The organism is Streptomyces sp. NBC_01264 (assembly GCF_026340675.1).
Lineage (GTDB): Bacteria > Actinomycetota > Actinomycetes > Streptomycetales > Streptomycetaceae > Streptomyces.
This window is the reverse complement of record NZ_JAPEOX010000001.1, coordinates 2,174,571-2,199,253: the sequence shown is the minus strand read 5'-3', so window position 1 is coordinate 2,199,253 and position 24,683 is coordinate 2,174,571. Positions and strand designations below refer to the sequence as shown.

Sequence of the window (24,683 nt, the reverse complement as noted above, 5' to 3'; positions counted from 1 at the left end):
TCGCCGGGGCGGTGTGAACTCCAGGTCGTGTGAGAATGAAGTACGTGCGTTCCTCGACTGCCCTGTCGGGGTCACCTCCGAACGACTGGGATGTTCAGCACGTGCGTTTTCTCAATGACCTGAAGCCGCCGTACGACCTTACGTACGACGACGTATTCATGGTGCCGAGCCGCTCCGCGGTCGGTTCCCGCCAGGGCGTCGACCTTTCCGCGCCTGACGGCACCGGCACCACCATTCCGCTGGTCGTGGCCAACATGACCGCCATCGCCGGCCGCCGGATGGCCGAGACGGTCGCCCGCCGCGGCGGCATCGTCGTCATCCCGCAGGACATCCCGATCGACGTCGTCACCGACGTGATCTCCTGGGTGAAGACCCGCCACCTCGTGCTCGACACCCCGATCACGCTGGCCCCCACCCAGACCGTCGCCGACGCGCTGTCCCTGCTGCCCAAGCGCGCGCACGGCGCCGGCGTGGTCGTGGACGCGGACGGCCGCCCGGTGGGCGTCGTCACCGACCACGACCTGACCGGCGTGGACCGCTTCACCCAGCTCTCCGAGGTCATGTCGAAGGAGCTCCTGCTCATCGACGCCGACATCGACCCCCGCGAGGCCTTCACCAAGCTCGACGCCGGCCACCGCAAGCTGGCCCCCGCCGTCGACAAGGACGGCAAGCTCGTCGGCATCCTCACCCGCAAGGCCGCGCTCCGCGCGACCCTGTACACCCCCGCGACCGACGCCAACGGCAAGCTGCGCATCGCCGCCGCCGTCGGCATCAACGGCGACTTCGTGGCGAAGGCCAAGCAGCTGCTCGACGCGGGCGTCGACACGCTCGTCATCGACACCGCGCACGGCCACCAGGAATCGATGATCAACGCGATCAAGGCCGTCCGCGCCCTTGACCCGCAGGTCCCGATCGTGGCCGGCAACATCGTCGCCGCCGAGGGCGTCAAGGACCTGATCGACGCCGGCGCCGACATCATCAAGGTCGGTGTGGGCCCCGGCGCCATGTGCACCACCCGCATGATGACCGGCGTGGGCCGCCCGCAGTTCTCCGCGGTGCTGGAGTGCGCCGCCGAGGCCAAGAAGTACGGCAAGCACGTCTGGGCCGACGGCGGCGTCCGTCACCCGCGCGACGTGGCGATGGCGCTGGCCGCCGGTGCGTCCAACGTCATGATCGGCTCCTGGTTCGCCGGTACGTACGAGTCCCCGGGCGACCTGCAGCAGTCGGCCGACGGCCGTCTGTACAAGGAGTCCTTCGGCATGGCCTCCGCGCGCGCGGTCCAGAACCGCACCTCGGAGGAGTCCTCCTACGACCGCGCCCGCAAGGGCCTCTTCGAGGAGGGCATCTCCACCTCGCGGATGTTCCTGGACCCGGCCCGTCCGGGCGTCGAGGACCTGATCGACTCGATCATCGCGGGCGTCCGCTCCTCCTGCACCTACGCCGGTGCGGCCTCCCTCGCGGAGTTCGAGGAGAAGGCCGTCGTCGGCATCCAGTCCGCCGCGGGCTACGCCGAGGGCAAGCCGCTGCACGCCAGCTGGAGCTAGTCACCCTTCACCACTGCGCCGGGGTCCCCGTGGGGCCCCGGCGCAGTGCTGTCCGGCGCTCGTTTGAGTGGTGCGCTAGCGCCCCGGCCCAGACTGGCGACCGCCGACGACGCGTCGTGCTGCCCCAGGCCGTGGAAAGGTGGAGACAGGTGGACACATTCAGCCGGGACTTCGGGCGGACTTCCGTCGTTCCTCCCCAGGCGGTGCTGCGGGAGGACGAGGGCGACACCGTGGCGGAGGCGATGCGGGAGGCGGGCACGGCGGGCCTGGACATGACCGTCCGGGGAGCCGGCCGCTCGACCAACGGCCAGACGCTGTCCCCCGGGGTGGTCATCGACAACTACCGGCCCGATGCCGCGCCGCGTTTCGTCGGGGCCGACGGGGAAGAGCACCTGGTGGAGGTCCCGAGCGGGATCACCTGGCTCGAACTGGAGAAGTGGCTCAACCGCCACGGCCGCTCCAATCCCGTCCTCCCCAGCTACCTGAACATCACCGTGGGCGGAAACCTCTCCATCGGAGGGTTCGGTCTCGCATCCTGCCGTTCCGGGATCCAGAGCGACCAGGTGCACGAGATCGAGCTCGTCGACGGAACGGGCCGCTCGCGCCGGTGCTCGGACCGGGAGAACTCCGAGCTGTTCCGCTACGCCCTCGGCGGCCTCGCGCAGGTGGGGTTCATCAAGAAGGTGGTCCTGAAGACGGTTCCGTACAGGCCCGTCACCCGTGCGGCCAGGGTCGAGCACACCGGCCTCTCCGACCTCACGGAATTCATGATGAAGGACGTCCAGGAACCGTGGGTGTCGAGCTTCTTCGGCATGTACGACCGGGCGGCCTGGTACTCGCACGTATCGCTCACCGACGACGCACCCGCGCCCGCGGACCCGGCCCAGGAGTTCGCGGTTCCGGACTACATGCTCTTCAGCCACGGCGAAACCGCGAAGCACCTCCACCACCTGCTCGAAGAGGACTCCCACGCGAACATGTGGGTGGACCACATCTTCGACGAGGAGGGATTCAAGCTCTTCACGAAGAAGGTGGAGGGCATGCTCGAGGAGTACCCGCTCTCCGAGACCCTGGTCGCCCTGTACTTCCTGGTGATCCGCCGCCCCGAATCGGCCACTCCCTTCGTCCTGGCGCCCGTGGTCGACGCGCCGGTCCAGTACCTGATCGGCATCTTCACGGCGGCCGCAACGTCCGATTCCCGCGGGATCTCCGAGACCAGGCGCGTCCTGCGGGAGCTGCTGGAGGCCTGCGCGGAGGCGGGCGGCCGTCCGTACCTCTACGGCACCCACGACTTCGACACGGACCTGCTGGAGCGGATCTACGGAGCCCCGGCCCTCCGGCGCCTGCGGGAACTGCGCGAGGAGCACGCCCTGACCCACTTCGCCCGCCGGGCCTTCGGGAACGTACGGCCGTAGGGGGTGTCCTGAACCCGGCGCCGCCCCGCCCGCGGACCGACGGGCGGGGGCAGGTGTCCGGTGCCACGCTGGTCGTACCCGATCCGCGAAAGGCAGTCGTCATGATCACCACTGACTTCGTCCCCGGCTCCCCCTGCTGGCTCGACCTCGGCGCACCGGACGTCCCCGCGGCCTCGGCCTTCTACGGAGCCGTCCTCGGGTGGGACTACGAGTCCATGGGCGAGGGGGAGGAGAGGGAAGGCGGCATGTTCCGCAGGGACGGGAAGATCGTCGCCGGGCTGGGCAAGCTCACCGAGGAGGGCGCCCGCCCGGCCTGGATGATCTATTACAGCGTCCCCGACGCCGAGGCCACGACCCGCGCCGTCCAGGACGCGGGCGGCACCGTGCGGGTGGCCCCGCGCACGCTCGACGAGTGGGGCACGATGGCGCAGTTCAGCGACCCGCTGGGGGGCCAGTTCGCCGTCTGGCAGCCCGGCGAGACCAAGGGCGTCGACCTCGTGGACCAGCCGGGATCGCTGTCCTGGACCGAGCTGTACACGAGCGACGCCACGGCCGCCCGGGAGTTCTACGGGAGCGTCTTCGGCTGGCAGTTCAGCGATATGCCGATGCCGGGCGGCGAGGGCACGTACACCCTGATCACCCCCGCCGGGCAGCCCGAGGGAAGCATGCAGGGCGGGCTCATGGAACTCTCCGCCGAGGATCTCGCGGTGGCGGGCGGGCGGCCGTACTGGCACCCGGTCTTCCGCGTCACCGACTGTGACGCGGCGGTGGCCGAGGTCACCGGGCACGGAGGCAGCGTGCAGATGGGGCCGGCGGACGCCGAGGGCGTCGGCCGGCTGGCCGTCTGCCTCGACCCGGCGAACGCCGACTTCGTGGTGCTGGACCCGTCGCAGGACTGAGCCCCGTCCTGGACCTCCGGCCCGGCCCTGCCCCGGGGCCGGAGGTCCGCCCCGGCCCCGGACTCCCTTTCCCCAGGGGCCGGCCCCTTCTTCCCGCGGCCCCGCCACCGTCCACCCGGACGTCGGCGGGGCCGTTCGCGCGCCGCCGTGCCCGCCGCCGCACCCACCGGGGCGACCGTTCACCGACGGGGGGCGACCGGTGGGCGCACGGCGCGGCGGGATACGTCAGGCGGCGGATAACTCCACGCGTGCGGTCCGGCACGCTCGGTACATCCGACCCGGAAGGGGGAGCCCATGTCGCCCATGTTCGCGACCGCCGGCGCCGTCATCAGCCCCGGCCCCGGCCCCGCCGTCGGCGCCGGCCCCGCCATCGGCGCCGCCGCCGGCTCAGGCAGGGCCGGCCGCCGCACCGACGCGTACGCCCTCGCCCGGCTGGAGAGGGAGCATGGCAAGGCGCTCCACGGGTTCCTCCTCGGCCTCACGTTCGGTGACCGCCACCGGGCGGAGGACCTGCTCCAGGAGACCCTGTTCCGCGCCTGGAAGCACCCCGAAGCCCTGGAGAACGGCGCCCACGCGTCCATGCGGCCCTGGCTGTACACCGTCGCCCGGCGCGTGGCCATCGACGCCCGCCGGGCCCGCCTGTCGCGCCCCGCCGAGGTCGGGCCCGACGGGCTGGAGCAGTCGCCGGCCGACGAGGACCGCACCGAGCGGTCCGTGGCCGTCCTCGATGTCCGGGGCGCCCTGCGATCACTCAGCCCCGATCACCGGGCCGTCCTCCTCCAGATCTACTTCCGCGGGGCCAGCGTCGGCGAGGCCGCCGAGGCGCTCGGAGTACCGGTCGGCACGGTCAAGTCCCGTACGTACTACGCCCTGCGGGCCCTGCGTGCCCTCCTGCCCGGCTACGATGACGGCCACCTCCGCGCGTGAGCGGACCTCCAGCTTCGCCAGGATGTGCGAGACGTGGGTCTGGACGGTCCGGCGGGACAGGAAGAGCGCCGAGGCGATCTCCGGGTTCGTCCGGCGGCGCGCGACCAGCAGCGCCACCTTCAGCTCCGCCGGAGTCAGCGCCTCCCACCCCCGCGCTGGCCGCCGCCGGGCCGCCCGGCTGCCCCGCCGCACCCCCAGGCTCCGCAGTCGTGCGTCGGCCCGGGCGATGTCCCACCGGGCGCCGAGGAGCTCGTACGAGGCCACCGCGCCGGTCAGCGCCGATCGCGCGCCCGGCAGGTCCCCGTGCCAGGCCCGCGCCACCGCCAGGTCCTCCAGGGTCTGGCCCGCCACCAGCCTGCCCCGCGCCCGCGCCGCACACTCCGCCAGCAGCTCCGGGTCCTGCGCGAACAGCCCGCGGGAGCGCAGCAGCGCCAGCGCCGGACCCGGCTGCTCCGGCAGGGCCGCCGCCATGCGGGCGCAGGCGGCCAGTGCGGACCGGGCCGTCCCGGTGTCCCGGTCCTCCAGCGCGAGCCGGACGGCCTCCGACAGCGCCCAGGGACGGTCGGAGGCCACCGCCTCGTCCACACCGTCCTCCAGCGCGGGCAGCAACGCCTCCAGTGCCGTGCGGGGGCTCCCGTCGCGCTCCGCCAGCAGGGCGCGGGCCAGCAGTACGCGCGTGGTGTGCCGACGGGCCGCGGACGGCTCGTACGCGTCCGGTCCGAGGGTGGCCAACTCAGCCCGTGCAGCCGCCTGTTCGCCCCGGTGGCCCAGGATCAGTGCGCGCAGTCCGCGGCTCAGCACCGGCAGCCAGGCGTCCGAGACGGGCATGCCCTCCGCCCGGGCGAGCCCGGCCAGTGCGGCGTCCCAGTCGCCGAGCCGGTAGCGGAGATCGGCCAGCAGGGCCTCCGTGACCACGAGTCGGCCCGTCGAACCCGTCCGGGCGGCCAGCTGCCGGGCCTCGCGCAGCGCCGCCGCGGCGGCGTGCGGTTCGTCGAACCGCAGGTGGCCCTCCGCCTGGTTGGCGAGCAGCAGCAGCCGCATGTCGTTGGCGGCCGGGCTGCGGCGGGCGTGCGCGATCCCGGCCGCCACGTGGCGCAGCGACTCCCGGCCCCGGTTCAGGTGGAACAGCGCGAAGGACATGGCGTGTTCGGCCTCCGCGCCGCAGAGCGGATCACCGAGCAGCCGGGCCCGGGCGACCAGCGGCCCGGCGAGCGCGTACGCCTCCTCGGGCCGGTGCAGATCGGCCAGCGCCAGGACCCGGCACGCCTCCAGCCGCAACCGCATGGCCGCGCCGGGCACTTCCGCAGCCGGTTCCTCAGTCGGGGCCTCGGCCGGTGTCGCCTGGGCCGGCGTCTTCTCGGTCGTTTCGGCCAGTGCCTCCTCGGTGACCTCCAGGGACCGGGCCATGTCCCCCTGGATCATCAGCGCCGAGACCAGCTTGAAGGCCAGCGCGGTCCGCCGCCCGGGATCCCGCGCCCGCTCCCGCAGCGCACGGATCAGCTCCACGGACTCGGGCCGCCGCAGCATCAGCGCGGCATCGGCGAGCCCGTCCTCCAGGGCCTCCCGGTACGGACTCCCGGTCCGGTCGGGGGGAGTCTCCGCGTCCGGATCCGCGCCCGGCTCCATGCTCTGCTCAGCGTTCCGGGCCACGGCCCGGCCCAGCAGTTCCGCCGCCGTTTCGGGCGCCACCGCGATCAGGGCCTGCGCCGACTCCGCCGTCCACCGGACCGCCCACGGGTCCAGCACCCCCGCGGCCAGCAGCTGTCCCGCGGTCCGGGCGGGATCGAGCCCGGCCTCGGCGAAGGTCCGCGCGGCGTCCTGGTGGAGGGCGCTGCGGGCGGCCCGCGGCAGCTCCGCGTACAGGGCCAGCCGCACGGCCGGCTGCCGGAACCGCAGGGCGTCACCGCCGGCCGGGTGGTGAGCGGGCGGACCGGCCGGGAGCCCGGCGGGCAGGGTGGCCGGTTCCAGTACCCCGGTCAGGAGGGGGGCCTCCAGGTCCGCGAGCAGGTCCCGGACCGGGAGGGTCCGTACGAGGGCCAGCTCGCGCGCCGTGAAGGCCGGTCCGAGCAGGGCGGCCTGCCGGAGCGTGGCCACGGCCGCCGCGGGGAGCCGGCCCAGCTCCCGGGTCACCGCCTCCGGGGGCGGCGGCAACTCTTCGACACTGATGGTGAGTTCGGCGTGGGCCCCGCGGACATCAACGATTCCGGACCAGTGCGCGAGCAACTCCCGCAGCAGCCGGGGGTTGCCGCCCGCCTGTCCGGCGGCCTCCCGCAGCCGGGGGCCGGGCGCCGCGCCCAGTACCTCCCGGAGCAGTGCGGCCGATTCCGTGCCGGTCAGCGGCTCCAGCCGGAGCGTGCGCCCGGCCGGCCCGCCGCCCAGGGAGGCGCACAGCTCCTCCACCTCCGGCCGCCGGGGGAGCCGCCGCCGGGCCGTCAGGAGCAGCAGCGGCAGCCGCTGCGCGGCCCGCGCGAGGTGGCGCCACAGCAGCAGGGAAGCCGGATCCGCCCACTGGAGGTCGTCCAGGGCCAGCAGGAGCGGCCGCCGCGCGCACCACTCCTCTACGTCGGCGGCCAGCAGGTCCACGGCCGCCAGCAGCGCCCCGCCGGGTTCGGCCGACCGGGCGGCCTCCCGGAGCAGGGTCAGGGCCCGTACCCGCCCCGGGCCGGCCGGATGCAGGCAGTCCAGCGCCGCGCGCAGCGGAAGCCCGGTGCCCAGGGACTCGGCGGCCCCGTACCGGACCCGGCAGCCGAGTGCGGACGCGTCGGCCAGTGCCTCGCGCAGGAAGGAGGTGCGGCCCGCGCCGGGCTCCCCCTCCACGAGCAGGCAGGCTCCGGCGCCCGCCTCGCCGATGGTTCCCCGCACCCATGTCCGTAACGCCGCACGGCATTCATCGCGGTGCTGTTCTCGCCCGACCCGCACGTCGGCGATCCCTCCGGTCGTTCGCGCCCTCACCAGGATGGCAGGAAGCGGACCGCTCAGCGCCGGGGAATTCGGCCAGGTGGGGCCGAACTGTGCACCCCCGCACGGTATTTGGGAATCCGGACCGTTATCTTCATGCCCGCGCCCACACCCGTCTCGATGACGAGCCCGTGGCCGTCCCCGTAGACCTGGCGCAGCCGCTCGTCCACATTGGGCAGCCCGATGCCCGCGGAGGAGCCCGGATGCTCCCCGGCCAGGATCCGGCGCAGCAGGGACGGATCCATGCCGATGCCGTTGTCCTCGATGGTGATCAGCGCCTCCGCGCCCGCGTCCCGGGCCGCGATGGTGATCCGGCACTCCTCGGTGGAGTCCTCCAGCCCGTGCTTCACGGCGTTCTCCACCAGCGGCTGCAGGCACAGGAAGGGCAGGGCCACCGGCAGCACCTCGGGGGCCACCTGCAAGGTCAGCTTGAGCCGCTCCCCGAACCGGGCACCGGCCAGGGCCAGGTACTGCTCGATGGACCGCAACTCCTCCGCCAGCGTGGTGAACTCCCCGTGCCGCCGGAAGGAGTAGCGGGTGAAGTCCGCGAACTCCAGCAGCAGGTCCCGGGCCCGCTCCGGATCGGTGCGCACGAACGAGGCGATCGCCGCCAGGGAGTTGAAGATGAAGTGCGGGGAGATCTGCGCGCGCAGCGCCTTGATCTCGGCCTCCATCAGCCGGGTCCGCGAACGGTCCAGCTCGGACAGCTCCAGCTGTACGGACACCCAGCGCGCGACCTCGGTGGCGGCCCGCACCAGCACCGCCGACTCCCGTGACCCGTAGGCCACCAGCGCGCCCAGCATCCCGTCCTCACCGGTCAGCGGGGCGACCACGGCCCACTTGAGGGGGCAGTCGGGCCGCTCGCACTCGGTGCGCACGCTCTGGCTGCGCCCCGAGTCCAGCATGACCGCGACCCGGGCCATCGCCCGGCGCTCGTGGTGATCGGCGCCGGGGCCGTCCCAGGCGAGGACGCTCTCACGGTCCGTCAGACACAGGGCCTCGGTGCCGAGGAGGGAGCGCAGGCGTCGGGCCGCCTTGCGGGCGGCGTCCTCGGTGAGGCCGGCGCGCAGCGGGGGAGCGGCGAGGGAAGCGGTGTGCAGGGTGTGGAAGGTGGCCCGCTCGACGGGGGTGCCGAGGCCGAGGCCCAGAGCACGCTCGCCCCGCCGGGCCTGTCGGCGTCCGCCGATCCAGCCGAGCCCGAGCAGCAGCGCCCCACCGGCCGCGCCGAGCAGCGAGAGCAGTGCTCCGGTCATGGTGTGCCGCCCTCCTCGGAGAACAGTGCTGCGGTCATGACGTGCCGCCCTTCGCCGAGAGCAGCGCTCCGGTCTGAGTGCACCGGGCTCGACCGCGAGCGGTGCTTCGGGTTGCCGCTCCGGCGTCTGCCGTGAGCTCCGCTCCGGCCGTGGAGCGCCGCGCCACGATCGGAGCACCGCTCTCGTCCCGGTGGGCTGCTCCGGTCACGGAGCACCGCCCTTCCCGGAGGGCGCGGTGGAGCCGACCCTGCCCGCTCCCGGGCCCCTGCCCGTACCCCCGCCCCCGGCTTCGCCGCCCGCAGGAGCCGGCTCCGACACCGCCTCCGGCAGGTGCAGCCGCGCCAGCGTCGCCGCCGTGCCCGGCGGGATCCGCCCGCGCGTACCCAGCGACACCACCACCATCGTTAGGAAGCCCAGTGGCACCGACCACACCGCCGGCCACGCCAGCAGCGTGTTCACCCACCCCGCCGGCGCCAGCCCGGCCCGTGTCGCCAGCACCGCGCTGAGCGCCGCCCCGCCCCCCGTCACCAGCCCGGCCACCGCCCCCGGCGGCGTCAGCCCGCGCCACCAGATCCCCAGCACGAGCAGCGGACAGAACGAGGACGCCGACACGGCGAAGGCCAGCCCCACCGCGTCCGCCACCGGCACCTCCGTCACCGCCACGCTCCCGGCCAGTGGCACCAGGATCGCCACCAGCACCGCGACCCGGAAGCTGCGCACCCCGCGCGAAGGCAGCACGTCCTGGTGCAGCACCCCCGCCACCGCCATCGTGAGCCCCGAGGCCGTGGACAGGAACGCCGCGAACGCGCCCCCCGCCAGCAGCGCCCCCAGCAGCTCCCCGGCGAGCCCGCCCACCACCCGGGCCGGCAGCACCAGCACCACCGCGTCCCCCTCCCCGGTCAGGGCCAGCTCCGGGGCGTAGATCCGGCCCAGCGCCCCGTACACCGGCGGCAGCAGGTAGAAGGAGCCGACCAGGCCGAGCACCACCAGCGTGGTGCGCCGCGCCGCCCGGCCGTTGGGGCTCGTGTAGAAGCGCACCGCCACGTGCGGCAGCCCCATGGTCCCGAGGAAGGTGGCCAGGATCAGCCCGTACGTCGCGTACAGCCGCAGCTCGGGACGGTCCCCGGACAGCGGCTCCGACCAGCTCGACACCCCGGGTCCGGACTCCACCCGGCTCTGCGGCACCGCCGAGTCCGGGGCGAACTCCAGCCGCGCGTGCGCCCGTACGGAATGCTGCCCGGCGCCGAGGGTCACGGAATGGCCCGCGTACGCCCGACCGTCCACCTGCCCGGTCACCGTCACCGTCAGCGGCGCGTCCAGGGACAGCCGTACGTCCTCGGCCAGCGTGACGGCGGCGTGCTCGCGGAAGACGGCCGGGGCGTCGAAGGAGGCGCGCGGGGCGCCGTCCCCCGCCCAGGCGGCCAGCAGGAAGAACGCGGGCACCAGCAGGGCGGTGAGCTTCAGCCAGTACTGGAAGGCCTGCACGAAGGTGATGGACCGCATCCCGCCGGCCGCCACCGCCGCCGTCACCACACAGGCGACGACCACCCCGCCCACCCAGTGCGGGGCGCCGGTGAGGATCTCCAGGGTCAGCCCCGCGCCCTGGAGCTGCGGCAGCAGGTACAGCCAGCCGACGCCGAGCACGAACAGCACCGCGATCCGGCGCACCGCCTGCGATTCGAGCCGGGCCTCGGCGAAGTCGGGCAGCGTGTACGCGCCCGAGCGCCGCAGCGGGGCCGCCACCAGTACCAGCAGCACCAGGTACCCGGCGGTGTAGCCCACCGGGTACCAGAGCATCTGCGGCCCCTGGAGCAGCACCAGCCCGGCCACGCCGAGGAAGGAGGCCGCCGAGAGGTACTCGCCGCCGATGGCCGCCGCGTTGAGGCGCGGGCCGACCGTGCGCGAAGCCACGTAGAAGTCCGAGGTGGTCCGGGAGATGCGCAGCCCCAGCGCGCCGACCAGCACCGTGACCAGGACGACGACGGCGACCGCGGTCAGCGCGTACGTCTGGTTCACCGGCGGTCCTTCGGCTGGGGCGCGGGCGCGGGCACGGCCCCGCACGGGTGTCGGGTCCCGGCCGTCTGCCGGGGCTCCGGGAGTCTACGCACGCCCCCGGACGAGGCGACAGGCCCTCTCGCAGGTCAGGCCGGATCCGGACGGCCCGGCTCAGCGGGCGGGATCGCGGTGCTCCGCGCAGTCGCGCAGCGCGATCTCCAGCTCCACGTACGATTCCTCGGCGCGCCGGAACGCCAGCGTCAGGGCCGCCTCGGCCCGGGGCGGCAGGTGTCCGTACGCGCCCTCCTGGGCCTCGTACAGGACATCGGCCCAGCGTGCGGCCGCGCTCCGCAGGCGGGCCAGCAGCACCTCCGCCTCGGCGGGACCGGCCGGCCGGGTGCGGGGCAGTCCGGTCAGCGCGTCGAGCAGCGCCTGGATTTCGGACATCCGCTTCCTCCCGGGGCCGAAGATCCACGATACCCGCGGAAGCCCGCCCGGGCGGGCGGTCCGGCCGGCGCTGCGGCCGACGGCCCGGGCGGATCGCCGTACGCACCTGCCCGCACGGTGAACGGTCCGCCGCAGCGCCGGGCGGTCGGCGCGGGCCCCCTCGGGGCTCCGCCCCGGCCCGGGGCGGTTCAGCCCATGGCCTGGCGCATCAGCAGGTCCCGCAGCTCCCGTGTGTGCCTGCGGCTCACCTGGAGTTCGGCCGCGCCGACGCGGACCGTGGTGGTGCCCGCGTCCAGCCGCAGTTCGTCGATGCGGGCCAGTGCGACCAGGTGGCGGCGGTGGATGCGGACGAAGCCGCGCGCCGCCCACCGCTCCTCCAGGGTGGCCAGCGGGATCCGCACCAGATGGCTGGTGCCCTCGTCGGTGTGCAGCCGGGCGTAGTCGCCCTGGGCCTCCACGTACGTGATGTCCGCGATCGCCACGAAGCGGGTGACTCCGCCCAGTTCGACGGCGATCTGGTCGTGCGCGCGGTCCGCGCCGCGGGCTGCGGAGGCCCCGGCGCCCGCCGCGACGGGGGCCCCGGGGGTCTTGGCGACGGCCGCGCGGGCCGCCGGTACGGCGGGCACCGCGGGCACCGCCTCGGGGGCGGCCGCCACGGGCTGCTCCCCGGACCGGCCGGACTGCGCCCAGGCCTGCCGCACGGCCTCGGCCAGCCGCTCCGGCCGTACGGGCTTGAGCACGTAGTCCACGGCCTTGAGGTCGAAGGCCTGTACGGCGAACCCCTCGTGCGCGGTGACGAACACGATCAGCGGCGGCCGCGCGAACCCGGCCAGCAGCCGGGCGACGTCCAGCCCGGTCAGCCCCGCCATGTGGATGTCGAGGAAGACCACGTCGATGCCGTCGGCACCGTCCGGCCCACTCTCCAGCGCCCGGGTGATCCGGCGCAGCGCCTCGGTGGCGTCCGAGGCACCCTCGGCGCTGAGCACCCGGGGGTCCGAGCGCAGCAGGTAGAGGAGCTCTTCGAGCAGGGGCTTCTCGTCGTCGACGGCCAGTACGCGCAGCATGATGCGGAGTCTAGGTTCCGCCCGGCCGGGGCGGAACGGTGCGCGGCCCCCGCCCGGGGGGAGGGGGGCGGGGGCCGCGCGGTCAGGTGGTCGGACGGTCGGGTGGTCGGACGGGCGCCGGCAGGCGGAAGCCCGGGCGGGGGCCTACTGGACGGTGATCAGCTTGCCGTCGGGGGCGACCGCGTACCAGGTGCCGCCGACGCCCTGGCCGTTGATGTCGCCGGCCTTCTTGTCACCGGTGAAGGTGTAGACCGGCCAGCAGTTCACGGTCTGCTGCTTCTTGCCGTCGGGGCGGTCGAGCACCAGGTAGTTCTTCTCGATGATCCCCTTGGTGTTCGCCTGGTCCACCGGCGGGACGACCGGCCACTTGGCCACGCAGGCGCCCTCGCACTTGGAGACCATGGGCCACGCGGTGTCCGGCTTGAACCGGTAGACGGTCATTCCGTTGCCGTCGACGATGTGTTCGCCGAGCTTGGGGTCCTTGGCCACGGTCAGCGCGCCGGAGGCCTGGCCCGCGCCGCCGGGCGCGGGGGCCGCCTTGGCCGCCTTCTTGCCGTCGGGGGCCGCCGCGAACCAGGTCCCGCCGACGCCCTGCCCGTTGGTGTCGCCCGCCTTGGTGTCCTTGCTGAACCGGTACACGGGCCAGCCCGCCACCGTCAGTTGCTTGCTGCCGTCGGTACGGACCACCTCGCCCAGCAGCGCCGGGTCCATGCCCGCCGCGGCGGTGTCGTCTCCGGCCGCGACCACCGGCCAGGTCCTCGCGCAGTCCCCGTCGCAGTTGGACTTCGACGGCTTGGCGGTGTCCTTGTCGAAGCGGTAGAGGGTGAAGCCCGCGCTGTCGGTGAGGACGGAGCCGAGCTTCTCGTCCTGGGCGATGGCCAGTTGACCGCCGGGCTTGGCGTCGCCGGCGGCACCGGCCGCGTCGGCCTCCGAGCCGTAGCCGTCGCCCGAGGAGGGGGCCTGGGAGGGAGCGGCGACCGCTCCGGCCGGCTTGGCGTTGTCGCCCGCCGGGTCGCTCCCGCCGCACGCGGTCGCGGTGAGTGCGACGACGGCCGCCACGGCCGCCAGGGTGGTTCCGCGCTTGATGCCCATGTTGATCTCTCCCACGTGTGTGTCCCTGCCTGCGCCGCGGCTTTCGTCCGTCCGAGCGGAGTGGAGCGGCGGCAACTTGTGCAGGACACGACGTGCCGGAGCCGATCTGTTCAATTCCTCCGATGTGGGCTGTTTCACTCACCCCAGGTCGAACCCGGCCCGCCTCATGGCCGTGGCCACAGCGAGGCCGAGCGTGCGGTGTCCCGCGTCATTGGGGTGCAGACCGTCCGCCAAGTGCTCGGGGCCCAGCACCTCCCGCCCCGGCAGCAGCACCAGCCGCTCGTCCCCGGCGGCGATCCGCTCCCGGGTGGCGCGCTCCATTGCGTCCCGCAGGGCGCCCAGGGTGGCGCCCAGCTTGTTGGGGGTGCGCTCCGCGTCGGGGCGCAGCACGGGGGAGAGGAGGAGCAGCGGGGTCCGGGGGTGGCCCTGGCGGACCAGTTCGAGGAACGCGCGGGTGGTCTCGTACAGCAGGGGGGCCGAAAACGGCACGCGGGACCAGCAGTTGGTGCCGAAGGCGAGGGTGAGGGCGTCGGCGGGGAGTCCGGCGATCTGCTCGGCGCAGGCCAGCTCCCCGCGCGCGGCGCCCGCGTAGCCGAGGTTGACGGTGTCCCAGCCGAGCGAGCGCCCGGCCACCGAGGGCCAGCCGTGCGCGGGACGGGTGGACCACCAGCCCTCGGTGATGGAGTCGCCGTGCACCACCCAGCGGGTGGTGGGCGGTGCGGGGGCGAGCGGGCCGCCGATCCCGCGCAGGCCGAGGATCAGCGGGGACTGGGTCTCGGGCGGGTGGATGGTGAACGGGCCGGAAATGCCCGGCAGTTCGAGGCGTACGACGGCCTCGGCAGCCGGTTCGGTGTACAGCTCGCAGACCACCCCGTGCCGGTCCCACAGGGCGAATCCGTGCGCGAGGTCGCGCAGCGCGTCGGTGGGGCCGGGCACGGTCGCCCGGTAGTGGATCTCCACCGCACGGGTGCCGGGCGCGCTGAACTCCAGGCGCACCCCGATGGGCAGGGTGGCCCGCTCGCCGGTGTCCCAGGGCAGCCGCATGGTGTCGGCCGGGTCGGCCCGCACGGGGCGGCCCCCGTCCAGCCAGGCCACACCGCGCAGGAAGGGGGCGGGGTCCAGCCAGGGCCCGGCGTCCGCGTCGGTGTGCGTGGGGGCGTGCGCGGCCGAGGACGCGTCCGGGCCCGCGTCCGGTCCGGCTTCCCGTGTGCTCATCGTGCGCCTCCGACCGTCGGGTACGGGAACTTCACGCCGACGCCGCCGTCCACCACCAGCGTCTGGCCCGTCATGTACGAGGACTGCGGCGACGCCAGGAAGTACAGCGCGGCCGCGATGTCCCGGGTCTCCGCGACCCGGCCCAGCGGAGCGTTCTCCGCGTTGAGCCGGCGCCCCTCGGGACCCAGCAGGGCGGCGACCCGCGGGGTCCACACCACCCCCGGTGCCACCGCGTTCACCCGTACCCCGCGCGGACCCAGCTCTACCGCCGCCGAGCGCACCAACGACATCAGGCCGGCCTTCGCGGCCCCGTAGGCGGCGTGCAGCGGGGCCGCGGTCAGCCCGGAGACGGAGGCGACGAAGACCAGCGGTCCGCCGCCGGCCGCCGCGACGGCCTCGCCGCCGTACTGGACGGCCAGCCAGGCGTGCCGCAGCACCAGGTCGAAGTGCCAGTCCCAGCCGGAGTCGTCCAGCTCGGGCAGCGCCGCGTACCGGGCCATGCCGACGATGTCGACGACCCCGCCGACCGGACGGCCGCCGAGCAGTCCCGGCGCCGAGGCGAAGAGCTCCCGTACGGCCTCGCGCCGCGTGACGTCGGCGGCGTACGGGACGCCCCCGGTCTCGGCGGCGACCGCCCGGGCCCGCTCCTCGTCCACGTCCACGCACAGCACGTGCGCGCCGCCCGCGGCCAGCGCGTGGGCGGTCTGGCGGCCGATGCCGTTGCCGGCGCCGAGCAGGACGAGGGCGCGGCCGTCGAGGCGGTGCAGGGCGGCGTAGTCGGGGACGGGGGAGGTGTCGGGGGAGGTGTCCGCGACGGTGTCGGGGCCGTCGCTCACGCGGAGGCCTTGCGGGGCGTGTACCGGGCCAGCTCCGGGATGACTTCCTTGCCCAGGATCTCCAGGGTCCGCAGGATCTCGCGGTGTTCCAGGTACCCCCACTGGACGTAGCAGATGAGCTGGTCGACGCCGAGGTCCGCGTACCGCTTGGCCTTGGCGACGATCGTCTCCGCGTCCCCGATGAGGATCATGTCCCCGTCGCTGAACTCCCGTACGGGTAGGTTCCCTTCGAGGATCGGCGTGAGCAGCGGGAAGGTCCGCTCCCGCTCCTCGGGGCTCAGGTGGGGCAGCTCCCAGTCCAGCGTGAACCGCGCGAGGTTGGAGTACCACCAGGCGACCGACTCCCAGACCCGCGGACCCGGCTCGGCGCGCGGCCCGGTGGCGTGGACCAGGGTGTAGGCCGCGACCCGGTCCGTGGTGACGTCGGTGAGGGGACTGGGGGCGGCGGCCGCGGCCCGGTAGGCGGCCACTTGGGCGGCCATCGCCTCCAGCGGCTGCATGATCGAGAAGGAGAGCAGCCCGAGGCCGTGCGCGCCCGCGACCTCCGCCGAGCCGGGGGAGGTGGCCGCCATCCAGGCGGGCGGGTGCGGATCCTGCACGGGTTTGGGGGTGACCATGCGGCGCGGGAAGGTGAAGCGCTCCGACTCGTACGCGAAGTACTCCTCGCGCCACATTCCGGTCACGATTTCTATGGCCTCGCGCCAGTCGTCGCGGGACTTCTCCCGATCCACGCCGAAGGCCGCCTGCTCCATGGGCGTGGACCGGCCGGTGCCCCATTCCACCCGGCCGCCGGAGAGCACGTCGACGGTGGCGACCTTCTCCGCGATGCGCTGCGGCGGGGTGAAGGCGAAGGGGGTCAGGGTCACGCCGAAGCCCAGCCGGATCCGCTCGGTGAGTCCGGCCAGGTGTCCGAGGAGCACCTCGGGGGCCGGGCAGTGGGAGCGGCCCTCGCGGAAGTGGTGTTCGACCGCCCAGACGGTACGGAAGCCCATCCGGTCGGCGAGCCGGATCTGCTCCACCGCCTCCCGGTAGGCGCGCTGCTCGGCGGCCCGCTGGCCGTGCGGGTGGGCTCCCCGCCAGGGCCGCGGTACGTCGATCTCGTAGAGCACGTCCAGGTCCATGGCCGCACGCTGCGGCAGATCTGACGAAGTGTCAAGAATGCCGGTCGAGGTCGCTTGCGCACTGATCGATCATCCCCGCGCAACAAAGGACCATCCAGGACAGATCCGCGCAACGATCAGTCGTCAATGTGCAAGGATGGTGCATTACGGGCGGTATCACTCAGCTCGTAGGCTCACTCGCTGTACGTGGAGTGGCGTGGACCGCCTGCTCGGCGGTCCCCCATGCCCAGGCCCTCTCGGCCTGCTCCTGCTCCGGACCGCTGCGGTCGACGCCTGAAACCCCACCCGCAGTGACAAAGGAGTCCCCTCGTGCTCGATCACGGCCAGGCGCCACCGCTCACCCCCGAGCGCCCCAAAGCGGTCCACCCCCTGCTGCGCCGCAAGCCGGTGGAGCAGCTGGTCGCCGAGGGCGGCCAGGGCGAGGGCGGCTCCCTGCGCCGCTCGCTCACTATGTGGCAGCTGACGATGATCAGCATCGGCGCGACGCTCGGCACCGGCATCTTCGTCGTCCTCGGCACCGCGGCCCCCAAGGCCGGCCCCGCCGTCACGATCTCCTTCGTCATCGCGGGCCTGACCGCCCTGTTCTCGGCCCTCTCCTACGCGGAGCTGGCCGGCTCGGTGCCGGTCTCCGGATCCTCGTACTCGTACTCGTACGCCACCATGGGCGAGCTCGTCGCCTGGGTCTGCGGCTGGTGCCTGGTCCTGGAGTACGGGGTCTCCGTCGCGGCCGTCGCCGTCGGCTGGGGCGAGTACCTCAACGAGCTCCTCGACGGGACCATAGGCGTCACCATCCCCGACGGGGTCTCGGCCCCGCTCGGTGAAGGCGGCTTCATCAACCTGCCGGCACTGGTCGTCGTCCTGCTCGCCATGGTCTTCCTGATGCGCGGCGCCAAGGAGAGCGCCCGGATCAACTCGATCATGGTCGGCGTGAAGATCGTCACCCTGCTGCTCTTCATCGGCATCGGCTTCATGGGCATCAAGGCCGGCAACTACGCCCCGCTCGCGCCGCTCGGCATCACCGGCATCAGCGCCGGCGCCGCCACGCTCTTCTTCTCGTACATCGGCTTCGACGCCGCCTCCACCGCCGGTGAAGAGGCGAAGAACCCCAAGCGCGACCTGCCCCGCGCGATCATGCTCTCGTTGCTGATCGTGACCGTGCTCTACGTCCTCGTCGCCTTCGTCGCCGTCGGCGCCATGCCGTGGCAGGACTTCGAGGGCACCGAGGCCGCGCTCGCCCAGATCATGACCGACGTCTCCGGCCACACCTTCTGGGGCGTCGTCCTGGCCGCCGGCGCCGTCGTGGCCATCGCCTCCGTCGTCTTCGCCGTCCTCTACGGACAGACCCGCATCCTCTTCGCCATGTCCCGCGACGGCCTCGTGCCCAAGGTCTTCGCCCGGGTCGACGCGAAGAGCGGCGCCCCCCGCGCCAACGTGGTCATCGTCTCCCTCTTCTGCGGGACGCTCGCGGCCTTCATCCCGCTGGGCAAGCTGGCGGACGCCACCAGCATCGGCACCCTCTTCGCCTTCGGCCTCGTCAACGTCGCCGTCGTCATCCTGCGCAGGACCCGCCCGGACATGCCGCGCACCTTCAAGGTGGCGCTCTTCCCCGTCACGCCGATCCTGGGTCTGCTCGCCTGCGCCTACATGATGTTCAGCCTGGACACCGCCACCTGGATCGTCTTCGGTGGCTGGATGGCCGTCGGGCTCGTGATCTACTTCCAGTACGGCATCCGCCGCTCCCGTCTGGCCGCTGTAGAACCGGCCGCAGCAGAGAAGTGATCCACGCGCAGTGCGACTGAACGATCTCGACGAACGCATCGTGCACGCCCTCGCCAAGGACGCCCGCCGCTCCTTCGCGGACATCGGCTCCGAGGTCGGACTCTCGGCCCCCGCCGTCAAGCGGCGTGTGGACCGGCTGCGCGCCGAAGGAGCCATCACCGGCTTCACCGTCCGCGTGGACCCCGCCTCGATGGGCTGGGAGACCGAGGGCTTCATCGAGATGTACTGCCGCCACAACACCTCGCCGGACGACATCCGGCGGGGGCTGGAGCGCTACCCCGAGGTGGTGTCCGCGTCGACCGTCACCGGCGACGCGGACGCCCTCGTCCAGATCTTCGCCTCCGACATGAGGCACTTCGAGCGGGTCCTGGAGCGGATCGCGGGCGAGCCCTTCGTGGAGCGCACCAAGTCCGTGCTCGTCCTCTCCCCGCTCCTGCGCCGCTTCACTTCCGGCGCGCCCGCGTAGCCGGTCCGCTCCGCCCGGTCCGTCCCTCCGGCGCGGTGGCCGCCGCGGCCGCGAGGGCGGCCGGGCTCCTGCCGGTCCTGCGGGAGCGGACGAGCAGCGCGCGGCGCTCCTCCTCGGTCAGGCCGCCCCACACCCCGTACGGCTCCCGCGTGCGCAGGGCGTGCTCCAGGCACGCGGCGCGCACCGGGCAGTCGGCGCAGATCCGCTTCGCCGCCGCGTCGCGCTCCTCCCGGTCCTCGCCCCGCTCGCCCGCGGGGTGGAAGAACCGGTTCGAGCCGAGTGCGCGGCAGGCCGCGCGCATCTGCCACTGCCAGTGGTGGGGGGCCGGACCGGGCAGCCGGGCCGCGCCGGCCGATATCCGGGGAGTCGCCGGAGCAGGGGGCGCAGAGGTCGTGGCGGCCCTGGAGGCCCTGTGGGTCATGACGGTTCCTTTCGCGCTGCGGTCGCCGGAAGGTTTCCCTGCGCGTGTGACCGCTCCGCACGGCACCAAACCCCGGCCGGGCGCATCCCCGCCTTCCCGCCGGCCTTCCTTCCCCGCCGGCCTCCTTCCCGCCTCCCCGAGCCGCCCCTACGGGCGCAGGTGCCCCCGGCGGGCCCACTCCCCGGCCAGCAGCCGGTACGAGCGCACCCGGTCGGTGTGCCCGTGCGTGATCGTGGTGATCAGCAGCTCGTCCGCGCCGGTCGCCTCCCACAGCCGCTCCAGCGCGTCGGCGACGGTGGCCGGGGAACCGGCGAACTGGGTCTCCACCCGGTCCGCGACCAGCTCGTGGTCGGCCGCCGACCAGTCCCGGGTCAGTGCCCGGGCCTCCCCGGGCGAAGGGAAGGGGATCGCGCCTTCGCCCGACCTGATGCTGTGCACCCAGGGCGCGTACCCGGCGGCCAGCTCCCGGGCCTCGTCGTCGTCCGGAGCCACCACCACGTCGGCGGACACGCTCAGGTACGGCCGGTCCAGCCCGCCCGGCTCCGCCGAGGGCTTGAAGGCCGCCCGGTAGGCCTCGGACGCTTCCAGCACGCTCGCCGGGCTCACGTGGTAGTTGGCCGTGAACCGCAGCCCGCCCGCCCCGGCCGTCTCCGCGCTCACCCCCGCGCTGCTGCCCAGGATCCACACCTGTACCTCGGCACCCTCCCCGGGCACGGCGCGCCCCTCCACCCCCTCGGGTGAGCGGTACTCCCCGCGCAACAGGGCCAGTACGTCGCCCACTTGCTCGGCGTACTCCTGCGGCGTGGCGCCCGGCAGCTGGAGCAGCCGGTTCTGGAGCGCGATGCGCGGGTGATCGCGCAGGTGGGCCCAGGAGAACGGCTTCGGTATGCGCAGCCCGTTCGCCGTGGTGTACGCCACCGGCGGCTCGGCCCCGGCGCGGCGCGGGGGCGGACCGCCCGCCGAGCGGCCCAGGCCGAGGTCGATCCGCCCGGGGTGCACGGCGTCCAGCAGGCCGAACTCCTCGACCGTGGACAGGGCCGTGCGGTGCCCCAGTTGGACCGCCCCCGAGCCGATCCGGATCGTGGAGGTGGCCGAGGCGGTCAGTGCCAGCACGACGGAGGGCGAGGTCCCCGCGACCCCCGGATTCAGGTGGTGCTCGGCGAACCAGTAGCGGGCGTACCCGAACCGCTCCGCCTGCCGGGCCAGGTCGACGGTGGAGCGCAGGGCGTCGGCCGCCGTGGAGCCGGACGGGATCGGGATGAGGTCGAGGACCCCGAGCGGGATACCGGGCATGGTGTGGCCCCTTCTCTGGTGCGACTTCGGATTCGGGTCTGCGGGTCCGCGCTCTTCAGCCGCGGACCGGGGCGAGCGCGCGCGGCGCGGCCAGCCCGAGGTGGTCGCGCAGCGTCGGGCCCGCGTACTCGCGGCGGAACACCCCGCGCTCCTGGAGCAGCGGGACCACGGTGTCCGCGAAGGCGTCGAGCCCGCCGGGCGTCAGGTGCGGGACCAGGATGAAACCGTCGGCCGCGTCCGCCTGGACCAGGGCGTCGATGGACTGCGCGACGGTGAGGGGCGAGCCGACGAAGGACTGCCGGGCGGTCGTCCGTATCATCAGCTCCCGGATCGACAGGCCCTCGGCGGCGGCCAGCTCCCGCCACTCCCGCGCCACGGCCAGCGGGTCCCCGTTCATGCGCACGCTCGCCCGCCCCAGCGCGATGGTGTTCTCACCGGGCTCGGGATCGACCTCCGGCAGCGGCCCGTCCGGGTCGTAGCCGGACAGGTCCCGGTTCCACACGTGCTCCAGGTACTTGATCGCGGTCGCCCCGCTGACCTGCTGGAGCCGTACCTCGTGGGCCAGTTCCCGCGCCTCGGCGTCGGTGTCGCCGAGCACGAAGCTCGCCGCCGGCAGGATCTTCAGCTCGTCGGGGGTGCGTCCGTACCGGGGCAGGCGCCCCTTCACGTCCGCGTAGAAGACGCGGCCCTCCTCCAGCGTGCGGTACCGGCCGAAGATGGCGTCCGCGGAGGCCGCGGCGAACTCCCGGCCCTCGTCCGAATCGCCCGCCTGGAAGATCACCGGCCGCCCCTGCGGGCTGCGCGGCACGTTGAAGTGCCCGGAGATGTCGAACTGCTTGCCCCCGTGGGCGAAGGCGCCGGGGCCCGCGTCGCGCAGGAACTCCCCGGAGGCCGGGTCGGCGAGGATCTCGCCGCCGTCCCAGGAGTCGAAGAGCTCGTGGGCGGTGTCGAGGAACTCCCTTGCCCGCTCGTAGCGTTCCTCGCGCGGCAGGAAGCCGCCGCGCCGGAAGTTCTCGCCGGTGAAGGCGTCCCAGGAGGTGACCACGTTCCAGGCGGCGCGGCCCCCCGACAGATGGTCCAGGGAGGCGAACTGGCGGGCCACCTCGTACGGTTCGTTGAAGGTGGAGTTGATGGTGCCGGTCAGCCCGAGGTGCTCGGTGACGGCGGCGAGCGCCGCCAGCACGGTGAAGGTGTCCGGGCGGCCCACGACGTCCAAGTCGTAGATCTCGCCGCCCTGTTCGCGTAGGCGCAGGCCCTCGGCGAGGAAGAGGAAGTCGAACTTCGCGCGCTCGGCGGTCCGCGCGAAATGGACGAAGGAATCGAAGTCGATCTGGCTCCCGGCGGCCGGGTCGCTCCACACGGTGGTGCTGTTGACCCCGGGGAAGTGCGCTGCGAGATGGATCTGCTTGAGCGGCTTGCTCATGACTGCTGTCGGTCCTTCCTGGGGAATCAGGCGGCGGGGGAAGTGAGGGAAGCGGCGGCGGCGTACCGGTTCGCCGGGCGCGCCAGCCCCAGCAGGCCGCGGAGCGAGGAGGCCTCGTAGGACCGCCGGAAGACCCCGCGCCGCTGGAGCTCCGGGACCAGGCCGCGGGTGATCGCCGGCAGGTCGTGGGCGAGGACGCCCGGCCGCAGCCGGAAGCCGGTCAGCCCGGCCTCCCGCCACTCCAGCAGCAGGTCGGCGAGGTCCGCCGCGGTCCCCGCGAAGACGCGGCTGTCACTCGTGTACGCGGCCCCGTGCGCGGCGTCCAGCCGCTGGAGCCGTCGCTCCGCCGTGGCCTGCCGCTCGTCGAGGAAGACCGTCAGCTCGCCGAACAGGTGCGGGGTGGCGGGGAGCGCGGCGACGGCGGCGCGGACCTCGCCGGCATCGCGCGCCGTCACGTAGCCGATGTCGGCGGACCGGGCGAGGAAGGGGTACACGGCGGTGTCGGAGGCCAGTGCGCTGACCGGGGGCAGGCCCTGGGGCGGCCGGGGGGTGATGGAGGGGCCCTTCACGCTGAATCGGGGGCCCTCGAAGTCGATGTAGTGCAGTTTGGCGCGGTCGATGAACCGCCCGGTGGCCGCGTCCCGGATCTCGGCGTCGTCCTCCCAGCTGTCCCACAGCCGGCGCACCACCTCGACGTGGTCGGCGGCCTCCGCGTACAGCTCCGCCGGGTCCAGGGGTGCCGTACGGCGCCCGAAGTGGCCTACCTCGTCCGGGCGTTCGGAGACCTGGATGCGCAGCCCGGCGCGCCCGCGGCTCACGTAGTCCAGGGTGGCGAGCGCCTTGGAGACGTGGAAGGGCTCGGTGTGGGTGGCCACCACGCTCGGGACCAGCCCGATGTGCCGGCTGAGCGGCGCCACCCGGGCGGCGACCAGCACCGCGTCGAGCCGGCCCCGCACCAGGTCGGTGCGGCCGTCGGGCCCCGCCGGATCGGTGGACTGCAGGCTCAGTGAGTCCTCGAAGGTGACGAAGTCCAGCAGCCCGGCCTCCGCCTCGGCGACGAGCGCGGCCCAGTAGCCGGCGGTGAACAACCGGTCGGCGCCGGCCCCCGGTTCGCGCCAGGCGGCGGGATGCCAGCCCGCCCCGTCGAGGGCCACGGCGAGGTGGAGCGCGGGGGAGGGGGAAGCGGAGGGAGAAGGGTGCACGGGCATGGCGGAACGGCCTCCTGATCGGGCGGCGCGGCGAAGGACGGAAGGGCTCGCGGGACGCGGGGCGCGGACGCAGGGCGCGGGACGCGGGCTGCGGAACGCTGATCAGGAACGACAGAGGGAGCCGGCGACGCGCAGCAGGTCGATGTGCGCGCGGGAGTGCAGATGGACGGCACGGCGGGGGGTGAGGGCGTCACCCGCGGTGCGAACGGTCATGCCGGGCCACCCCCTTCGTCTCGTGCTCCCGGTCGTCCTTCCGACGCTAGATCAGCGGGGACCGGGCCACAACGGGTGGAATGTCAATCCGTGTTAAGCCTTCGTGTCGGGCGTGCGAAGCCCGATGAACACCGGCTCGCGGCGCAGGGTGAAGCCCATCGAGAGGTACAGCCCCACGGCCGAGGTGTTCTGCGCCGCGGCGTGCAGGAAGGGGGTGTCCCCGCGCTCCTCCACGGCGGCCGCGACCGCACGGATCAGCCGCCCGGCGAGCCCCTGGCCACGGTGGTCGGGGTGCGTGCACACCGCGCTGATCTCCGACCAGCCCGGCGGCCGCATCCGCTCGCCCGCCATCGCGACGAGCCGGCCGCCCCGGCGGATCCCGAGGTACGTGCCCAGCTCGACGGTGCGGTCTCCGAACGGGCCGGGCCGGGTCAGCTCGACCAGCTCCAGCATCTCCGCCACGTCGGCGGGCCCCAGCGGGACCGCCTCCGGCTCCTCCTTGCCGGGCACCGCCCGGCCGTCGAGCTGCACGCCCGGTATCGACATCAGGGTCTCCCAGCCCGCGGGCGGGGTCGGCAGCCCGGTCACCCAGACCTCCCGGCCGGGGCCGACGAGCTCGGCCAGGTCCGCCCAGGCCCGCGGGTCCTCCGGGTCGTGGAGCGCGGCGAAGGGTGACACTCCGGCCGGGTACCGGGCGGCGAGTCCGGCGGGACCGAGCTCGGCGAAACCCCGGTGCGGGCCGCCGAGCGCGGCCCAGACGGGGTTGTCGAGGACTGCGTCGGGCCGGGACTCGCGGGACATGGGCGGGAGTTTCCTTCCATCGGGCGCGGGCGCCCGGGCAAGCACCCGAGCAGCACTCGCTCAGGCACCCGAGCAGGCACTCGCTCAGGCACTCGTGCGGGCGGTCTTGACGGCCCCCGGCGGTGCCGTGAGACTGCGAACGCCAGCCTAATGCGGGCGCGGACAGGAAGGGGGCCCGGTGGATCAGCTCACCACACCCTCCTCCACCACCTCCCCGCTGCGCCGCTCCTGGCTCACCCGCAGGCTGCACATAGATCTCCTCCGCGTCTGCAGTGCCACGGCCCCGGCCTCCTGAGGCCCGCCGAGCACGCAC

20 protein-coding genes and 1 pseudogene are annotated in these 24,683 nt (G+C 73.9%); 6 read left to right on the top strand and 15 right to left on the bottom strand.

The genetic code is table 11. The features are described from left to right. The first annotated feature begins 101 nt into the window (after positions 1 to 101). The 4 genes from OG435_RS09990 (at position 102) to OG435_RS09975 (ending at position 4,785) form a co-directional block, all read left to right on the top strand. Complete coding sequence (locus OG435_RS09990) at positions 102 to 1,544, top strand: GuaB1 family IMP dehydrogenase-related protein (protein WP_250741399.1); 1,443 nt, start codon at positions 102 to 104, stop codon at positions 1,542 to 1,544. Between the two features lie 149 nt (positions 1,545 to 1,693). Then, the gene (locus OG435_RS09985; protein WP_266876464.1) at positions 1,694 to 2,959 is read left to right on the top strand and encodes an FAD-binding protein; all 1,266 of its coding nucleotides are present in this window, start codon (positions 1,694 to 1,696) and stop codon (positions 2,957 to 2,959) included. A gap of 101 nt (positions 2,960 to 3,060) precedes the next feature. After that, on the top strand, positions 3,061 to 3,858 hold the full coding sequence (locus OG435_RS09980) for a VOC family protein (RefSeq protein WP_266876463.1): 798 nt from the start codon (positions 3,061 to 3,063) through the stop codon (positions 3,856 to 3,858). Positions 3,859 to 4,152: 294 nt separating this feature from the next. Further along, positions 4,153 to 4,785, top strand: coding sequence for a sigma-70 family RNA polymerase sigma factor (locus OG435_RS09975; protein WP_266876462.1), 633 nt, complete (start codon positions 4,153 to 4,155; stop codon positions 4,783 to 4,785). A 36-nt stretch (positions 4,786 to 4,821) separates the two neighbouring features. Here the strand turns inward: OG435_RS09975 and OG435_RS09970 are convergent. The 9 genes and pseudogenes from OG435_RS09970 to OG435_RS09930 form a co-directional block, all read right to left on the bottom strand. Next, positions 4,822 to 7,704: pseudogene (locus OG435_RS09970) on the bottom strand (ATP-binding protein); the annotation flags it as partial. 56 nt (positions 7,705 to 7,760) lie between these two features. Beyond that, positions 7,761 to 8,996, bottom strand: a complete 1,236-nt coding sequence (locus OG435_RS09965) for a sensor histidine kinase (RefSeq protein WP_266876461.1) — start codon at positions 8,994 to 8,996, stop codon at positions 7,761 to 7,763. Positions 8,997 to 9,200: 204 nt separating this feature from the next. Next, complete coding sequence (locus OG435_RS09960) at positions 9,201 to 11,012, bottom strand: cation acetate symporter (RefSeq protein WP_266876460.1); 1,812 nt, start codon at positions 11,010 to 11,012, stop codon at positions 9,201 to 9,203. A 150-nt stretch (positions 11,013 to 11,162) separates the two neighbouring features. Further along, positions 11,163 to 11,438: a hypothetical protein gene (locus OG435_RS09955; RefSeq protein ID WP_266876459.1), complete on the bottom strand. Its 276-nt coding sequence runs from the start codon at positions 11,436 to 11,438 to the stop codon at positions 11,163 to 11,165. A gap of 188 nt (positions 11,439 to 11,626) precedes the next feature. After that, positions 11,627 to 12,502, bottom strand: coding sequence for a LytR/AlgR family response regulator transcription factor (locus OG435_RS09950; RefSeq protein WP_266876458.1), 876 nt, complete (start codon positions 12,500 to 12,502; stop codon positions 11,627 to 11,629). A gap of 144 nt (positions 12,503 to 12,646) precedes the next feature. Further along, the gene (locus OG435_RS09945) at positions 12,647 to 13,594 is read right to left on the bottom strand and encodes an SCO0930 family lipoprotein (protein ID WP_430625748.1); all 948 of its coding nucleotides are present in this window, start codon (positions 13,592 to 13,594) and stop codon (positions 12,647 to 12,649) included. Positions 13,595 to 13,732: 138 nt separating this feature from the next. Further along, the gene (locus OG435_RS09940; RefSeq protein ID WP_266876456.1) at positions 13,733 to 14,809 is read right to left on the bottom strand and encodes a GDSL-type esterase/lipase family protein; all 1,077 of its coding nucleotides are present in this window, start codon (positions 14,807 to 14,809) and stop codon (positions 13,733 to 13,735) included. Continuing rightward, positions 14,806 to 15,645: an SDR family NAD(P)-dependent oxidoreductase gene (locus OG435_RS09935; RefSeq protein WP_266876455.1), complete on the bottom strand. Its 840-nt coding sequence runs from the start codon at positions 15,643 to 15,645 to the stop codon at positions 14,806 to 14,808. The genes OG435_RS09940 and OG435_RS09935 overlap by 4 nt, the downstream gene beginning before the upstream one ends. Then, positions 15,642 to 16,766 carry an LLM class flavin-dependent oxidoreductase gene (locus OG435_RS09930; RefSeq protein ID WP_266876454.1) on the bottom strand — a complete coding sequence of 375 codons (1,125 nt, stop codon included), beginning with the start codon at positions 16,764 to 16,766 and terminating at the stop codon, positions 15,642 to 15,644. The genes OG435_RS09935 and OG435_RS09930 overlap by 4 nt, the downstream gene beginning before the upstream one ends. Before the next feature lie 309 nt (positions 16,767 to 17,075). Between OG435_RS09930 and OG435_RS09925 the strand changes: the two genes are divergently transcribed. Further along, complete coding sequence (locus tag OG435_RS09925; protein WP_266876453.1) at positions 17,076 to 18,545, top strand: amino acid permease; 1,470 nt, start codon at positions 17,076 to 17,078, stop codon at positions 18,543 to 18,545. A 10-nt stretch (positions 18,546 to 18,555) separates the two neighbouring features. Continuing rightward, positions 18,556 to 19,011 carry an Lrp/AsnC family transcriptional regulator gene (locus OG435_RS09920; RefSeq protein ID WP_243334460.1) on the top strand — a complete coding sequence of 152 codons (456 nt, stop codon included), beginning with the start codon at positions 18,556 to 18,558 and terminating at the stop codon, positions 19,009 to 19,011. Here the strand turns inward: OG435_RS09920 and OG435_RS09915 are convergent. The 6 genes from OG435_RS09915 to OG435_RS09895 form a co-directional block, all read right to left on the bottom strand. Beyond that, complete coding sequence (locus tag OG435_RS09915) at positions 18,989 to 19,432, bottom strand: WhiB family transcriptional regulator (RefSeq protein WP_323187808.1); 444 nt, start codon at positions 19,430 to 19,432, stop codon at positions 18,989 to 18,991. The genes OG435_RS09920 and OG435_RS09915 overlap by 23 nt on opposite strands. 147 nt (positions 19,433 to 19,579) lie before the next feature. Beyond that, on the bottom strand, positions 19,580 to 20,725 hold the full coding sequence (locus tag OG435_RS09910; RefSeq protein WP_266876452.1) for an LLM class flavin-dependent oxidoreductase: 1,146 nt from the start codon (positions 20,723 to 20,725) through the stop codon (positions 19,580 to 19,582). 55 nt (positions 20,726 to 20,780) lie between these two features. Then, complete coding sequence (locus OG435_RS09905) at positions 20,781 to 22,148, bottom strand: NtaA/DmoA family FMN-dependent monooxygenase (RefSeq protein WP_266876451.1); 1,368 nt, start codon at positions 22,146 to 22,148, stop codon at positions 20,781 to 20,783. Positions 22,149 to 22,174: 26 nt separating this feature from the next. After that, positions 22,175 to 23,356 carry an LLM class flavin-dependent oxidoreductase gene (locus tag OG435_RS09900; RefSeq protein ID WP_266876450.1) on the bottom strand — a complete coding sequence of 394 codons (1,182 nt, stop codon included), beginning with the start codon at positions 23,354 to 23,356 and terminating at the stop codon, positions 22,175 to 22,177. 102 nt (positions 23,357 to 23,458) lie between these two features. Then, positions 23,459 to 23,569, bottom strand: a complete 111-nt coding sequence (locus OG435_RS50095) for a putative leader peptide (RefSeq protein ID WP_323182381.1) — start codon at positions 23,567 to 23,569, stop codon at positions 23,459 to 23,461. A 93-nt stretch (positions 23,570 to 23,662) separates the two neighbouring features. After that, positions 23,663 to 24,370: a GNAT family N-acetyltransferase gene (locus tag OG435_RS09895; protein WP_266876449.1), complete on the bottom strand. Its 708-nt coding sequence runs from the start codon at positions 24,368 to 24,370 to the stop codon at positions 23,663 to 23,665. Positions 24,371 to 24,683 lie beyond the last annotated feature (313 nt).

What these genes read in the sequence shown, in the direction of transcription:
- OG435_RS50095 (WP_323182381.1), bottom strand. Translation starts at nt 23,569, where the DNA reads ATGACCGTTCGCACCGCGGGTGACGCCCTCACCCCCCGCCGTGCCGTC.
- OG435_RS09895 (WP_266876449.1), bottom strand. Translation starts at nt 24,370, where the DNA reads ATGTCCCGCGAGTCCCGGCCCGACGCAGTCCTCGACAACCCCGTCTGG.
- OG435_RS09930 (WP_266876454.1), bottom strand. Translation starts at nt 16,766, where the DNA reads ATGGACCTGGACGTGCTCTACGAGATCGACGTACCGCGGCCCTGGCGG.
- OG435_RS09945 (WP_430625748.1), bottom strand. Translation starts at nt 13,594, where the DNA reads ATGGGCATCAAGCGCGGAACCACCCTGGCGGCCGTGGCGGCCGTCGTC.
- OG435_RS09915 (WP_323187808.1), bottom strand. Translation starts at nt 19,432, where the DNA reads ATGACCCACAGGGCCTCCAGGGCCGCCACGACCTCTGCGCCCCCTGCT.
- OG435_RS09910 (WP_266876452.1), bottom strand. Translation starts at nt 20,725, where the DNA reads ATGCCCGGTATCCCGCTCGGGGTCCTCGACCTCATCCCGATCCCGTCC.
- OG435_RS09955 (WP_266876459.1), bottom strand. Translation starts at nt 11,438, where the DNA reads ATGTCCGAAATCCAGGCGCTGCTCGACGCGCTGACCGGACTGCCCCGC.
- OG435_RS09940 (WP_266876456.1), bottom strand. Translation starts at nt 14,809, where the DNA reads ATGAGCACACGGGAAGCCGGACCGGACGCGGGCCCGGACGCGTCCTCG.
- OG435_RS09980 (WP_266876463.1), top strand. Translation starts at nt 3,061, where the DNA reads ATGATCACCACTGACTTCGTCCCCGGCTCCCCCTGCTGGCTCGACCTC.
- OG435_RS09900 (WP_266876450.1), bottom strand. Translation starts at nt 23,356, where the DNA reads ATGCCCGTGCACCCTTCTCCCTCCGCTTCCCCCTCCCCCGCGCTCCAC.
- OG435_RS09905 (WP_266876451.1), bottom strand. Translation starts at nt 22,148, where the DNA reads ATGAGCAAGCCGCTCAAGCAGATCCATCTCGCAGCGCACTTCCCCGGG.
- OG435_RS09975 (WP_266876462.1), top strand. Translation starts at nt 4,153, where the DNA reads ATGTCGCCCATGTTCGCGACCGCCGGCGCCGTCATCAGCCCCGGCCCC.
- OG435_RS09950 (WP_266876458.1), bottom strand. Translation starts at nt 12,502, where the DNA reads ATGCTGCGCGTACTGGCCGTCGACGACGAGAAGCCCCTGCTCGAAGAG.
- OG435_RS09965 (WP_266876461.1), bottom strand. Translation starts at nt 8,996, where the DNA reads ATGACCGGAGCACTGCTCTCGCTGCTCGGCGCGGCCGGTGGGGCGCTG.